Annotated in this window: 10 protein-coding genes and 5 pseudogenes; 8 read left to right on the forward strand and 7 right to left on the reverse strand. The window is 66.7% G+C overall.

Annotation, left to right across the window (positions count from 1 at the left end; all coding sequences use genetic code 11):
- Window positions 1-72: 72 nt before the first annotated feature.
- Complete coding sequence (locus tag AB0P41_RS23155) at window positions 73-654, reverse strand: DUF6461 domain-containing protein (protein ID WP_365933894.1); 582 nt, start codon at window positions 652-654, stop codon at window positions 73-75.
- 85 nt (window positions 655-739) lie between these two features.
- Between AB0P41_RS23155 and AB0P41_RS23160 the strand changes: the two are divergent.
- Together AB0P41_RS23160 and AB0P41_RS23165 are read left to right on the forward strand one after the other, a co-directional pair.
- Window positions 740-954 (forward strand): annotated as a pseudogene (locus AB0P41_RS23160) (transposase); the annotation flags it as partial.
- Window positions 955-1,006: 52 nt separating this feature from the next.
- Window positions 1,007-1,708 (forward strand): annotated as a pseudogene (locus tag AB0P41_RS23165) (RHS repeat-associated core domain-containing protein); the annotation flags it as partial.
- Window positions 1,709-2,190: 482 nt separating this feature from the next.
- Here the strand turns inward: AB0P41_RS23165 and AB0P41_RS23170 are convergent.
- Window positions 2,191-2,413, reverse strand: a pseudogene (locus AB0P41_RS23170) (hypothetical protein); the annotation flags it as partial.
- Between the two features lie 1,342 nt (window positions 2,414-3,755).
- Here AB0P41_RS23170 and AB0P41_RS23175 point away from each other — a divergent pair.
- Window positions 3,756-4,100, forward strand: coding sequence for a DUF2750 domain-containing protein (locus AB0P41_RS23175; protein WP_365933896.1), 345 nt, complete (start codon window positions 3,756-3,758; stop codon window positions 4,098-4,100).
- Here AB0P41_RS23175 and AB0P41_RS23180 read toward each other — a convergent pair.
- From AB0P41_RS23180 to AB0P41_RS23195, 4 genes and pseudogenes are all read right to left on the reverse strand, one after another.
- Window positions 4,097-4,935 (reverse strand): annotated as a pseudogene (locus AB0P41_RS23180) (IS5 family transposase). The gene AB0P41_RS23175 and the pseudogene AB0P41_RS23180 overlap by 4 nt on opposite strands.
- A gap of 534 nt (window positions 4,936-5,469) precedes the next feature.
- A pseudogene (locus AB0P41_RS23185) lies at window positions 5,470-6,685 on the reverse strand (ISAzo13 family transposase); the annotation flags it as partial.
- Window positions 6,686-7,397: 712 nt separating this feature from the next.
- Complete coding sequence (arsB, locus tag AB0P41_RS23190; protein ID WP_365933898.1) at window positions 7,398-8,510, reverse strand: ACR3 family arsenite efflux transporter; 1,113 nt, start codon at window positions 8,508-8,510, stop codon at window positions 7,398-7,400.
- Window positions 8,507-8,815 carry a metalloregulator ArsR/SmtB family transcription factor gene (locus tag AB0P41_RS23195; RefSeq protein WP_356710726.1) on the reverse strand — a complete coding sequence of 103 codons (309 nt, stop codon included), beginning with the start codon at window positions 8,813-8,815 and terminating at the stop codon, window positions 8,507-8,509. Before AB0P41_RS23195 ends, arsB begins: the two co-directional genes overlap by 4 nt.
- 95 nt (window positions 8,816-8,910) lie before the next feature.
- Here AB0P41_RS23195 and AB0P41_RS23200 point away from each other — a divergent pair, with 95 nt between their 5' ends.
- From AB0P41_RS23200 to AB0P41_RS23215, 4 genes are all read left to right on the forward strand, one after another.
- Window positions 8,911-9,324 (forward strand): arsenate reductase ArsC, encoded by a 414-nt coding sequence (locus AB0P41_RS23200; RefSeq protein WP_356710728.1) that lies wholly within the window; start codon window positions 8,911-8,913, stop codon window positions 9,322-9,324.
- Window positions 9,325-9,520: 196 nt separating this feature from the next.
- Window positions 9,521-9,925, forward strand: a complete 405-nt coding sequence (locus tag AB0P41_RS23205) for a DUF6153 family protein (RefSeq protein WP_356710730.1) — start codon at window positions 9,521-9,523, stop codon at window positions 9,923-9,925.
- Window positions 9,926-10,046: 121 nt separating this feature from the next.
- Window positions 10,047-10,673 (forward strand): DUF305 domain-containing protein, encoded by a 627-nt coding sequence (locus tag AB0P41_RS23210; RefSeq protein WP_365933901.1) that lies wholly within the window; start codon window positions 10,047-10,049, stop codon window positions 10,671-10,673.
- Between the two features lie 146 nt (window positions 10,674-10,819).
- Window positions 10,820-11,332, forward strand: coding sequence for a DUF4396 domain-containing protein (locus AB0P41_RS23215; protein WP_365933903.1), 513 nt, complete (start codon window positions 10,820-10,822; stop codon window positions 11,330-11,332).
- A gap of 563 nt (window positions 11,333-11,895) precedes the next feature.
- Here the strand turns inward: AB0P41_RS23215 and AB0P41_RS23220 are convergent.
- A complete protein-coding gene (locus tag AB0P41_RS23220) occupies window positions 11,896-12,210 on the reverse strand; it encodes a hypothetical protein (RefSeq protein WP_365933906.1) in 315 nt (104 codons plus the stop codon).
- Window positions 12,211-12,319: 109 nt separating this feature from the next.
- Here AB0P41_RS23220 and AB0P41_RS23225 point away from each other — a divergent pair, with 109 nt between their 5' ends.
- Window positions 12,320-13,018 (forward strand): TetR/AcrR family transcriptional regulator C-terminal domain-containing protein, encoded by a 699-nt coding sequence (locus AB0P41_RS23225; RefSeq protein ID WP_365933908.1) that lies wholly within the window; start codon window positions 12,320-12,322, stop codon window positions 13,016-13,018.
- Window positions 13,019-13,303 lie beyond the last annotated feature (285 nt).

The raw sequence follows: 13,303 nt of genomic DNA on the forward strand, positions 1-13,303 counted from the left end.
GCACCGTCCACGACGAGGCAGAGCCTTCCCAACCTCTGGAAACCCTGCGCTGAGGGCCGCCGCTTGAGGCTTTCAGCCCGACAGGGGAAGCAGCCTGCCGCTCCAACGCTCGTCGTCCGGCTGCCTCAGCCGGATGCCAAAAGCGTTTTCCACCAGTGCCAGGACACTGTGCAGGGGCGCGACCTGGCCGGGGATGAGCCCAAGGGGCCTCATAACGTCATGAAGTCTTGCGGGGTCCTGCCCGGTCGGCTCGATCGCCTGGAGGGTGTGGAAGTCGACGATGATCTCGCCACCTACCGCGTACTTCAACCAGTGCATCGGCTTCTGGTTGTAGTGGAGCACGACGGCCTCAGTCCCCACGGAGACGGGACTCAAGATCCTCTCATCGAGCCCGTGCACGCCGCCCTGTTCCCATGCCCACGCCCACGAGCCATCGATGCCGCTGGTGACGACGGGTTCCTCCTCGTCGAAGAGGTCGTCACCCAAGTCATCTGCCAGATCCACGGCGTCGCGAAGGGCAAGGGTCTCCGGATCTACCCCCATGCGGGTAAGCAGCTCCGCAGGGGGCAGGTCCCGCACGAAGGTCAGCGTATAGAGGGGGAAGTCGCCCTCGCGGAACAAGTCCAGTCCGCGGCCTATTTCTGTACTCGCCATGCTGCGGATGCTGCCACACACCACCGACAGACTTCCCGGACTGCCAGCCTTGACAGATCAATTGCATCAGATGTCTCTTGCGAAGGTCCTGAGGTCTATGCCAGGAGTCGGCGTCGTGACCGGAGCACGGCTCCTGATCGAGGTCGGCGCCGGCAGCGCCTTCCCTGCCACCGGCCACCTCGGCGCCTACGCCGGCCTCACCCCCGCGACCCGTAGTTCGGGGTCATCGAGCCGCGGCGGTCCCGGAGGGGAGACAAGCAGCTCAAGAGGGCGTTCTCCCTCTCCGCGCTCGCGGCCCTGGGTGACCGGCATCGCGGACCTACGCTGAAGGCAACCAATCCCGTCTGTCCTGGCCGGCAACCTCACCTCCCAGGGCGTCGACCCCGGCTGCCCGCGCGGCACCACGTACACGATCAACGACGCCCAGCAGGTCACCGCGAAGAACGGCTCGACGGCGAACTGGTCCTACAACAAGATCGGCAACGAAACCGCCGGCGCCTCGACCCCCGCGGGCACCAGGACCGGCGAGAAATGGTCCGACTACTCCCAGATGACCTCGGTCACCGTCGCCGGGAAGACATGCACCGGGCAGTACGGCTCCACGGACCAGTCCGAGCGGATCAAGCTCGGTGACACGTTCTTCCACAACGGCCCGATCGGCCTGGCCGGCACGTCGACCGCCGGAGTGGACACAGGATTCAACCGGGAGCCCGGGGGCACCCTGAACTCCATGACCCACGGGGGGAAGAACTACTACTACCTGACCGACGCACTTGGCTCGGTTATCGCCATGGCCGACGAGACCGGCGCGAAAGTCAACAGCTACGGCTACAGCCCCCGAGGCGTCACCCGCAGCACCACCAGCGAAACGGAGCCCCAGCCCTACCGGTTCGCAGGCGGCCACCAGGACCCCACCGGCCTCCACCACTTCGCCGCCCGCTACTACGACCCCAACATCGGCCGCTTCACCAGCCCCGATCCCTCCGGCCAGGAAGAAAATCCCTACCTGTACGCCTCGGGCGACCCCGTCAACAACATCGACCCCACTGGTCTCTTCGACTGGAAGAGTGTTGCAGTCACTGCTGGAGCAGGGGTGGGCATCGGCGCGGCGGCGCTCGTCGTGGGCGCGGCCTGCGGGGCGACCGCCGGGGCAGCTTGTGTCGCCGCCGGAGCCGTAACAGCTGGGCTGTGGGATGGGGTCGCTGCAGGTGGCACAGCCGCAGCCATTGGCGCTGACACGGAATCAGCCACCCTGGGAGGTGTGGCAAGCGGCCTCATCAGCCCGTATTCCGTGGGGCCGGAAGCTGACAGCTGGAGACTGCCTGGTGCCGCCCTCACAGGGGCGGCACCAGCGCTCAGGGAGAATAATGAAACCGACGAAAGTCTTAGGAGCGGTCGGATCAGTCCTCCTTCTCATGGCTCTCGCAATCGTCTTCATGTACCCCTGGCAAGCAGGCTGGCAAGCTGCGCATGCGTGGCTTTGGATGCTTTGTGTTGCTGCGGCGGTCGTAGTTACCTCAACGGCACTCACCCATGTCAAAAAACGCTGAAAATCCGCAGGCCGGTCGACGTCTTAGGCGCTGGAATGTCAAAGGCGTTCAGTGCGGTTTTCAAGCGCATGGTCCAGAGGGCCTGGCCCTTGCTGGCGGGGTCCAGGGACATGATCGCCATGTAGACGCGCTTCAGGGTGGCCTGCTCGAGGGGGAAGTGGCTGCGCGGCCTTGACCGCCCGCTGGATCCGTGCGGAGGGCGTTTCCACCATTCGCCCCCCCGAATTTCAGAAGGAGAAATCGTGCCTCATGTTGGATGGTCATTGGAGCAGCGAGCTACTGTAAGGCGGTATGTGCAGTTCGCCACGTTCTTCGCCGTCGTCGGAGTGCTGTTCTCAGCATTTCTGATCATTTCGGGAAACTCTGGAGGATGGGCCTTGCTGGCGCTTATCGCTTGCATTTGCCTCGCCGGTTACTTCTTTGTTCAAAGGGGCAAGGGCGGGCAACCCTGATCGCGATCCTTCGTGATGGGGCCGCCGACAGAGTCGGTGGCCCCATCACGTTGTTGATGACGGTGGTCGGGCAGCTGGCAAACGAGACCTGGAAGACTTTGACCGCAGCATCCGCGAGGCTCAGGTACAGAATCGGGCGGTGATCGGCGGCACGCCGCCGGGCAGGGTTGGCCACGGTGCTGTGCGTCCTGATCCTCCTCTACCTCATCACGGTGCAGAAGTGCAATGAAGCATGGATGGAGCTACCCTCCCCGGCGCTTGCAGGAATTGGCATGGAGAGCCATTGCATGGCGGCGCTGCCGCCGGGGCCTTTGCGGCTCTGGGGTCCCGGTTGGTGCGGGATTGACTGGATGCTCGGTCGCGGCTGGGGCTGCCGCCGCGGTGACTACAGCCGCGTACAGCTAATTGAGAGCAGGGGGCGGGAGGTTCTTTCCCGCCCCCACAAAACAGGAGTTATCAATGCGTCAAGCCGCGACAGTCGGATCAGCGTTCATAACGTTATGTTCCGGCACCGCCCTACTCTTTATGGGCATCCGAGATGTGGGGGACGGAAACTCTCGCGCGGCGCTCCCCATCATTATTGGCCACGATCTTAATTGGCGGACTCTTTTTCATATTCAAGAAGACTAAGTCATGACTCTTTCCGTGCTAATGCTCCCTCCACTGCCGGGCTTCCGGCCTGGGGGATCGCTCTCGTAATCTCATTTTCCCTTACCTCGTTATCATCAATTCTTACGCGTCGCCGGAGAAAATAGGCCCGGTAGAGGGCGTGTCAACGGCAAAGCCGCCGCGCAGTCGGTCGAGGCGTTACCGGGCGAGAAGGGCCTTGACGCCGGAGCGCACGGCCTGAGACTCGCATGAGGACGCCAAGCCCCGCAGCCTCAACGGTGCCTCCGGGGAGAGAGGCTTGGTCGAGATCACCCTCTCCGGCGCCCAGCTGGTGAACTACCTCAAGGTCCTGGAACAGGGGATCAGCGGCGGCCCGGCGCGACCAGGTCCGTCGAGGAGCTGTCGCGGCGGATGTGCGACGCGATCGCCCCGGTTGTTGACCGGATCGAAAAGGGGAAATGGGTCTTTGGGAACGCTAGGCTCGGTGGCCATGAGTCAGAGCGGTTCGCAAGCGGCGGCATTCTTCCGAGACGTCCGTGAAAACAGAGTGGTCTGGCTTGTCCGGGATGATGACGGAAGCCCGACTCACCTCTCCGCAGACGGCATGCGAAGTTTTCCCTTCTGGTCGACCTCGCCCCGGGCTCAGAGGGCGGCGACGATCTGGGCGCGTGGGCTCCGCGTCGATTCCATGCCCTTGGACACCTGGTGCGATCTTGTATTGCCCGATGCCGCCCGGGACGGACTCGCGATCGGCATCAACTGGAGTGGGCCGCGTCTGGTCGGCTGGAGCTTCACCCCCAGGGAAGTCCTTAACCGGCTAGCGGCAGATAGCTAGCCCACGACATCGGTCGCCAGAGCGCGCAGTCGCCGCCAGCACATGAGTGCGCATCCGAGGGTGAGGAAGGCTTCGTCGATGTCGTCGCGGATCTCCCAGCGGATCCGCAGCCGGCGGAACCAGTGCAGGTGGGCGAATGCGCGCTCCACTACCCAGCGTTGGGTGCCCAGTCCCGAGCCGTGCTCGGTGCCGCGCCGGGCGATCACCGGCTTCACGCAGAGGTCCCAGACCAGGCGGCGGTACTTGTCGTGGTCGTAGCCGCGGTCACCCAGCACCACGTCCGGGCGGCGCCGGGCCGGCCACGCTTGCCCCGCACGGACGGCACGGCCTGGAGAAGTGGGATCAGCTGAGTGACGTCGTTGCGGTTGCCGCCGGTCAGGGTGGCTGCGAGCGGGATGCCGGTGGCGTCGGTGATCAGGTGATGCTTGCTGCCCGTCCTGCCCCGGTCAACAGGGCTTCGTCCCGTCTTGGTGCCCCCTTTAACGCGCGGATATGGGAGCCGTCGACGGCCGCCCGTGAGAAGTCCAGGACGTTCGCGCTGCGGAGCTTGGCGAGAAGGGCCTCGTGCAGTCGCGGTCACACCTCGGCCTCGGTCCACTCGGCGCCAGCAGGTCATGCCGGAGCCGAAGCCAAGTTCCTGCGGGAGGTGTTCCCAGGCGATTCCGGTGTGCAGGACGAACAGGATGCCCTGGAACACGAGCCGGTCCGGATGCCGCTTGCGCCCGGGGTTCCGGGTCCGGCGCCCGACCTTGGGCAACAGCGGCTCGATCACCGCCCACAACTCGTCATCGACTTCCCACGGCTTCGGGCGAGCCACCCCGCACCCCCGGATCATCAGTCCCGGAGCGATCCAATCACCTCAAAAATCATTTCGTTAGGAGTTCTAAGGGCTTGCCGGGAATCAACACGTCGGTTTGATCTTGTTTTTGTCGAGGTTGAGGAATCTCGCGATGCCAGCCGGTGTGCGGAAGCGGGCGGTCGAGGCAGGGATGTGAATGCCGTGGGCGTCCAGGAGCGGGCGGACGTCTTTCGCTGCGCGGCTGATGGTCATGGCGGTGGTGTTGAAAAGTTGGCCCAGGAGATCCATGGTCGCGAGTTTTCGCAGGTGGAGCACGGTGGCCAGGATCCGGTCAGCTGAGGTGAGCTTGGGTTTGGCTCCTGTGCCAGGGGCCACTAGGCGTTCGTGACCTCTGCGGGTGCGGAGCACTTGCTCGCGTTGAATTTCCATCGCTGGAGTCAGCACGTCGATGAGTTCGTTGAGCTGCCGGCGGGTCATCCCGGTCAGTTCTGGGTCCTGTAGCGAATGCCACGTCAGGCGGGCCGGTCTGCCCGCTAGGGCCTCGTCCTGTGTGCTGGTGGTGGTCGCGGTGTTCGTCGGGCGCTGGGGGTGGAGGGTGTAGTTCCAGTCGCCGTGGAAGCGTTGGCGGGTGATGGGCAGGGCGGCGATCTCGTCGTCGCTGACGCGGATGCCAGTGGGGTACTCGCCGCTGTCGAGTTCGGCCTGGACGGTGAGGCCGGTGCGGCTGGTGGTCGCGGCGATGGTCTGGAGCATGACTTCGTTGCTGGTCAGGGGCCTGCCTCGCCAGTTCATGGTGATGTGGGAGAACAGCCGGTGCTCAATCTTGTTCCACTTCGAGGTGCCGGGCGGAAGGTGACACTCCGTGACCTCAAGGCTGGTCTCAGCGGCGAGGTCGGCGAGCTGGGTCTTCCAGCCGCGGATGCGGTAGCCGTTGGAGCCGCCACCGTCGGCGGTGATCAGCAGTCGGCGGGCGCGGGGGTAGTCGTGCCGGCCGACCGCCTGCCACCAGCGGCGGATCGAGGCGACGGCGAACGCCGCCGTGTTGTGATCGGTGCCGATGCAGACCCAGCCGGTGTTCGCCGTCATGTCGTAGATTCCGTACGGAATGGCCTTCTCGGCCTGGCCGGGGAAGTCGTGTGTCTTCACCCTCACGGGCTGCCCTGCAGGCTGCCATTCGCGCCCGGCGTTCTTGTAGTCGCCGATCAGTTCCTTCTTCTTGCTGTCCACGCTGGTCACCGGGTCCCCGGCGTCCCTGTGGTCTCGTGCCCGCTCGTTGAGGTAGCGGAACTGGGCGTCCCTGTCGGGGTGCTGGGCACCTTCGATGGTCTTGGCGTTGGCCTGCAGGCTGAAGCCTTCTTCTCGCAGCAGGCAGGCGACCGTGTCGGCGGAGACTCGATGGCCCTGGCGGGTGAGCTCCGCTGCCAGCTTCCGGGTCGACTTCGTCATCCAGCGCAGCGGCGACATCGGGTCACCCCGCTCGTCGGGCTCGACCAGCCCAAGCAGAGCCGGCCGTAACCCCCAAATTGAGGTCCGCGGCCCTCTTCCGGCCACCACCAGGTCGACAATCCGCCCCGACGGCACGTGGCCAGAGTCCAGTCCGCCCGCTCCGCGAAAGACCGTACTCTCCCGAACCCCGGGCCGCTGCGGCGACCAGCCTGATCCCACCGTGCCCCAGTGACAGCGCTTCCGCCCCTATGGCCAGCCGACGCTGACGTTCATCGAGATGCGGCAACAACAACTGGAACTTCGCAGCCAGGACATCCTCGATCCCCTCCGGTCTCCCCATACCAGAACAACGAGCTCCGCAGCCGGAAGCCACGACTTGTTTCCTGGCAAGCCCTAAGGCTCCTTGCTTGTTCCGCACCCGTCGACGGCTTACGCGGCCCAGCCCAACACCCGCACCGACGAGCATCAACAACACGGACCGATTCGCCCTCGCCGCGGGGCGCGACCGCGCTCGTCCGACAGCCTCACGCCGCCCTCCCCCGCCCGGCGCCTGCCAGGCACACTGATCGGCACAGAGCGCAATCACCTGCCCACACCACGACGACCTGCAACTGGACCACACGGTCTGCATCCCCCAGGACTGCCACGCCAGCCACCAGAGCAATCGCTCACCGCAGGGATGAGCAGGCTGACGAAAGGCATGCCAGTCACAGCCTCAGTTGTGGCTGCCCCTGAGTGAGCCCGGCGGTACGGCGTCGAGGGCACAGCGCAGTTCGAGTGTGGAGTCGAGGCGGTCGGTGAGGACCTCGACGAAAACGCGGACGTGTCCGGCAGATGCGTCCAGTCCGGGGACAGCGGGCCAGGTCCTCCTTCGGACCGGCCCGGTCCGCCTCGGTCAGGTTCGTGGGATGTCAGGTGACCCAGTCGGTTACCTGCCGCACCGTCGGCGGCTGCGGCGGTGCGACGGACGGAGCCCCCGTGCATGGTGTGCTCACGTGGGCGACGACGGACGTTTCGGATGCCGCCGCCGACCGCCACATCCCTCCGCCGTGTCACCGGGCCGTGGTCACCTCGCCGGCGGCGAACTTCCTTCGCCAGGCGAGCGCGACGTAGACCAGGCCGATCAGAACGGGCACCTCGATGAGCGGCCCGACCACACCGGACAGGGCCTGGCCCGAGGTGACGCCGAATGTAGCGATGGCGACCGCGATGGCCAGCTCGAAGTTGTTGCCCGCCGCAGTGAACGCCAGGGTCGTGGTGCGGTCGTACGCAAGGCCGAGCCCCCTGCCGAGAAGGAACGTGCCGAAGAACATGACCGCGAAGTAGACCAGCAGTGGCAGCGCGATCCGCACGACGTCCAGCGGCTGCGAGGTAATCGTCCTCCCCTGCAGCGCGAACAGGACGACGATCGTGAACAGCAGGCCGTACAGCGCCCAAGGCCCGACCCTCGGCAGGAACTTCGTCTCGTAATCACCGCGGCCCATCTTCTGCTCGCCGATGCGGCGGGTGAGGAACCCCGCGAGCAGGGGGATGCCGAGGAAGATGACGACGTTCAGCGCGATGTGCCAGACGGACACGTCCAGGCCCTGGCCGTCGCCGAGGTTCATCCAGCGGGGCAGCAGGTCGAGGTAGAACCAGCCCAGCAGGCCGAACGCGAAGACCTGGAAGACCGAGTTCAGGGCGACGAGGACGGCCGCGGCTTCACGGTCGCCGCAGGCGAGGTCGTTCCAGATGATGACCATGGCGATGCAGCGGGCAAGGCCCACGATGATCAGGCCGGTGCGGTACTCGGGCAGGTCGGGCAGGAAGACCCACGCCAGGGCGAACATCACCGCAGGGCCGACGACCCAGTTGATGACCAGCGAGGAGATGAGCAGCTTGCGGTCGCTGGTCACGCGGTCGAGCCGGTCGTAACGGACCTTGGCCAGTACCGGGTACATCATGACCAGCAGGCCGAGCGCGATCGGCAGGGAGATCCCGCCGATCTCGATCCTCGCCAACGCGTCGTTCATCCCTGGGACCAGACGGCCCAGGCCGAGGCCGACGGCCATGGCGAGCAGGATCCACACCGCGAGGTAGCGGTCCAGGGTGGAAAGCTTCCTGACGATCGAGTCGTCCCCACCACCGGCCGGAGCGGGAGAGATGGCGGGCTCGGTGGGGGTCACGGGCAGGCCCTCTTGTTCCCGGAAGCGGTACGGGCGGACTCGGCCAGCGCGGCCAACTGCTCCGAGAGCCCAGCGAGGACCTCGGGCCTGAGCTTGTAGTAGGTGAAGCGGCCGCAGGGCTCGGTGTCCACCACGCCTGCCTCGCGCAGGACCTTCATGTGGTTGGACAGGTTGGTCTGCTTCGCGCCGGTCTCCTCCACCAGGTGCGTCGTGCAGAGCGTCTCGCGCGCCAGCAGGGTCACGATCCGGAGGCGAAGCGGATCGCCCAGCACCCGGATCAGATCAGGATCGACTGAAGTCAGCATGCGCTGATACTCTCACATCATCGCTCGCTGATATCAGCGGGGGCTGTAGTCATTGGCGGTGGAGTTCCGCCGTGCGACGAGAGAGAACGATCATCATGGCCGAGTCTTCCGGCAAGCCGTCCGTCCTGTTCGTCTGCGTCCACAACGCCGGCCGCTCCCAGATGGCCGCCGCCTGGCTCGCCCACCTTGCCGGCGACCGCGTCGAGGTCCGCTCCGCCGGAACCGACCCCGGTGCCGCCGTCAACCCGGTCGCCGTCGAAGCCATGGCCGAGGTCGGCATCGACATCACCGCCGGGACTCCGAAGACCCTCACCATCGACGCCGTACGCGAGTCCGACATCTGCATCACCATGGGCTGTGGCGACACCTGCCCCGTCTTCCCCGGTAAGCGCTACCTCGACTGGCAACTGGACGACCCCGCCCACCAGGGCATCGAAGCCGTCCGTCCCATCCGCGACGAGATCAAGAGCCTCGTCGAAAGCCTCATCGCCGAAGTCATCCCGGAGTGAGCGGCACAAGCGCCACGCCGATACTCTCGCCACCGGACCCGCCCCGTCGGATACACCGCCACAGGAACTGAACCAAGGCAGAGCACAACCCGTCACGGAGCCAGCCTCGGACCAGTCCGGCACCGCTGCCCCCTCCGGCCACCACACACGGCGAACGGGGCGCGCGGTGGCGCCCGCAGGATCGTAGGCTGTCCGCATGGCCAGCACGATGCAGCCGTCGAGTCGCCGCCCCGCCGGGCGCGGCTTCCTGCTGCTCGTACTGGCGGTGCTTGCCGGCCTGCTGGCGATGCACGGCCTCGGGCCGGGGTCTGTCCCCGCGAACGCGTCGGCGGCCGCCGGCCACCACGCCATGGCGCCGACACACGAGAAGGCCGACCACCAGGTGGTCGAGGGCTGCTCGCACAGCGACGGCGGAACGCATCATCACGCGGACGCCACGTGCGCGGCGACCGGCATCGGTGCACCGTACGCACCTCCCGCCCCAGTCGCAGGACTCGACGCAGGGCCCTCGCCCGTGGCGGTGCCCGGCAGCACGGCGGGCACGCCCGAGAGCGGCCGGGCACCGCCCGACCTCGCCGAACTGCAGCTCCTCCGGATCTAGGACCGCCCACACGGCAGCTCCTCGCCTGGCTCGGCCGGCAAGGAGGTGCCGCGCACCGGCATGTCCTCATTCCGTATCGGCGCCCCCCGCTCAGGGCGGCGCATCAAGGAGTCACACCACCATGGAGAAGAACCTCATCCGCCGAACCGCCCTCGCCGTCACCACAGGCGCCGCTCTTCTCGCGCTCACCGCGTGCGGATCGAACCACGGCACGTCCGGCGGACACGGCGTTCACGGCTCGGCCTCCTCGTCCGCTCCGGCCCCCTCGGCCTCCCAGGGCCGCCACAATGCCGCCGATGTGGCGTTCGCCCAGGGGATGATCCCCCACCACCGCCAGGCCGTGGAGATGGCCGGCCTCGCGTCCGACAGGGCCGGGTCCGCCGAGGTCGAGAAGCTCGCCGAGGAGATCAAGAAGGCGCAGGACCCGGAGATCAAGACCCTGTCGGGCTGGCTGACCTCCTGGGGTGAGCAGGTTCCCGCCGCGGGCGCCATGGGCCACTCGATGCACGACGCCGACGGCGGCATGATGACCGCCGAGGAGATGGACAGCCTGAAGCAGATGTCCGGCAAGGCGTTCGACACCGCCTTCATGAAGATGATGATCAAGCACCATGAAGGCGCGGTGGCGATGGCGAAGACGCAGAAGGCCGATGGCGCCTTCCCGGGGGCCACGGCGATGGCGGATGCCATCGTCACCTCGCAGACCACCGAGATCGGCACGATGAACAGCCTGCTCGGCAAGAGCTGACCCGCCCGGAGAGGGAGTGGGCACAGGCCATGGGCCCGTCGCGCCCTCTCCCTCCGTCCGGAGCTCACACATATACCCCCCTAGGGTATACAATGGTTCCGCGGGGTGCGGGTCACAGCGGACGGACGGTAACGGGGTTGACGGTCATGGACCACAACACACACCACACCGGCACCGCTCACGACCACGCCGCGCACCAGGCAAACGGGGGCCACGGGCGCGAGAGCGCGTCGTGGGGGACGGCGGCAAAGGCGACGCTGCACTGCCTGACCGGCTGCGCCATCGGCGAGATCCTCGGCATGGTCATCGGTACCACCCTGATATGGGGCAACGTCCAGACGATGATTCTGGCGATCGCCCTGGCGTTCGTCTTCGGCTACTCCTTCACCCTCTTCGCCGTACGGCGGGCCGGCCTGGGCTGGAAGAGTGCGGTCAAAGTCTCCCTGGCCGCGGACACCGTCTCGATCGCGGTGATGGAACTCGTCGACAACGGCATCATCGCCCTGGTCCCCGGGGCGATGGACGCCCACCTGTCGGACACGCCCTTCTGGACGGCCCTCCTGGGCGGCTTCGCTGTCGCCTTCTTGATCACGACGCCGGTCAACAAATGGATGATCGGCCGCGGCAAAGGCCACGCCGTGATCCACACCTACCACTGACACCGCCACACAACACCGGCCCACCCCTCACAGCGAGCGGGCACATACGCACGGAAGGGAGACAGCTGGACGGGTGCCGAGGCTCCACAGGTAGCCGAACCCGGATCGCGCCCCCCAGGCGCCCCAGGAGGCACCGCATCCAAGGAGTGCACCACCTGCGCGCAGGCATGCACGGCGTGCTCGGACGCCTGCCGCTAACGCGAGCAGGCATACGCACGGTGCCGCCGCGAGGCGGCATAAGGCCGACGAGGTGAACGGGCCGCAGCCTGGTTACACGAGCGTATGGAGCAGCAAGGCCGAGCTTCGGAACGTTCACCGTGTGTGGGCGCCGGGAGCGAGGCGGCTCCAGGCCCCCCGGCTCGGGTGTCCAGTTGGGTGGCTCGTTCATGACAGTCGGGTTCCTTGGCGCGAACGGACAGGGCCTGGACAACGAGCAGTCGCGCTTGCCACTCCGGCGTCACCGGCCCATCAGCAGGTCGCGTAGGTCCGTTCGACGACAGGCGGCGGATGTGTCCGGAGGGACCGGCGCGGCCCCCTTCCGGGATGCCAGGCCCCCGCCCTTCTCAGGCCGGGCCGGCGGGCAGGGCGGAGTAGGGGTGGACTCCGATCCGCACGGGCGGCTCGGCGAGAAGGCCGATGATCTCATCGCGCAGTTCATCGGCGAGGGGGCTGTTCTCGTAGGTGTCCTTCGCCTCACGGCTGCGGAACACTTCCATGTTCCACAGCACGTCGGGGTCATGGTCCTCACGGACGATGATGAACCGGTCGGAAGACCCTGACTTCTCCATGCCCTCGGTGGCCAGCGCGAACAGTTTGTCGCCGAGGCCGGGCTTCGCGCGCATCTTGATGAGGTAGGCGGGCTGGTCCTGCAGTGCCATCGTCTTCTCCTCTTGCTTTCACCGGCGGGCGTCCGGCGCCGACCGACCTCATGGAATTCTGTTCCATGACGAGTGTGGAACAGCATTCCAGGCATGTCAAAATGGAGACGTGACACCACGCACACGTCAGAGGCCCGAGCGGCGCCCCAGCCCTCTGAGCCGCGAGCAGATCATCGAGGCCGCCATCGGCCTGCTGGACACGGCGGGCGAGAGCGGATTGACCTTCCGGGCGCTGAGCGAGCACCTGGCCACCGGTCCCGGCGCGATCTACTGGCATGTGGCGAGCAAGAGCGAACTGCTCGTCGCGGCCACGGACCACAACCTCGCCGATGTGCTGAGCCAAGAGGCGGGGACCGGGCCGCCGGGCCGGATCCACGACGTCGCCCTAGGCCTCTTCCGTGCGATCGAGGAGCACCCCTGGCTGGCCGCTCAGCTCACCGCCCAGATCTCCCACAACCCCACCGGTCCGGTGACGACCCGTATCTTCGAGGCCATCGGTCAACAGGTGTACGCGCTGGGTGTGCCGGCGAGCACCTGGTTCACCGCGACCACCGCCCTGATGCATTACATCCTCGGCGCCGCCGGCCAGAACGCCGCGAATCTTGCCCGCGCATCCAGCCTTGGCCCGGAAACCGACCGCGATGCCCACATGGACGCCGTAACGGCCCTATGGCAACAGCTCAGCCCGCAGGAATACCCCTTCACCCGGGCGGTCGCGGACCACGGACTCGACCACGACGATCGCGCACAGTTCCTTGCCGGCATCGACCTCATCACCGCGGGCATCACGGCCGGACATGCCCACTGATCAACCTCCTTGCTGCCTGACGCTCACTCCACCTCGACTCCGTCGCCCTCGTGGGCTCCGAGGCGTCCGGTTCGCGCAGAAGACGCAGCGTGCCGGCTGGTCCCACTCGTCCAGGCCATGCCTCAGGGGCCGGGGCGTGGATTGCCCAGCGGGGTGATGGGGCGTACCCGCAAGAACGCGCTGTATGCCCTTCCAGCTCTTGTCCCCCGCCACCGGTGTCGCCTAGACAGGGGGCCGGAACGCGGCGCGAACCAGCGAAGGAGTGAGTGGGTGCACGAGCGGAAG

Source organism: Streptomyces sp. NPDC079167, assembly GCF_040686735.1.
Lineage (GTDB): Bacteria > Actinomycetota > Actinomycetes > Streptomycetales > Streptomycetaceae > Streptomyces.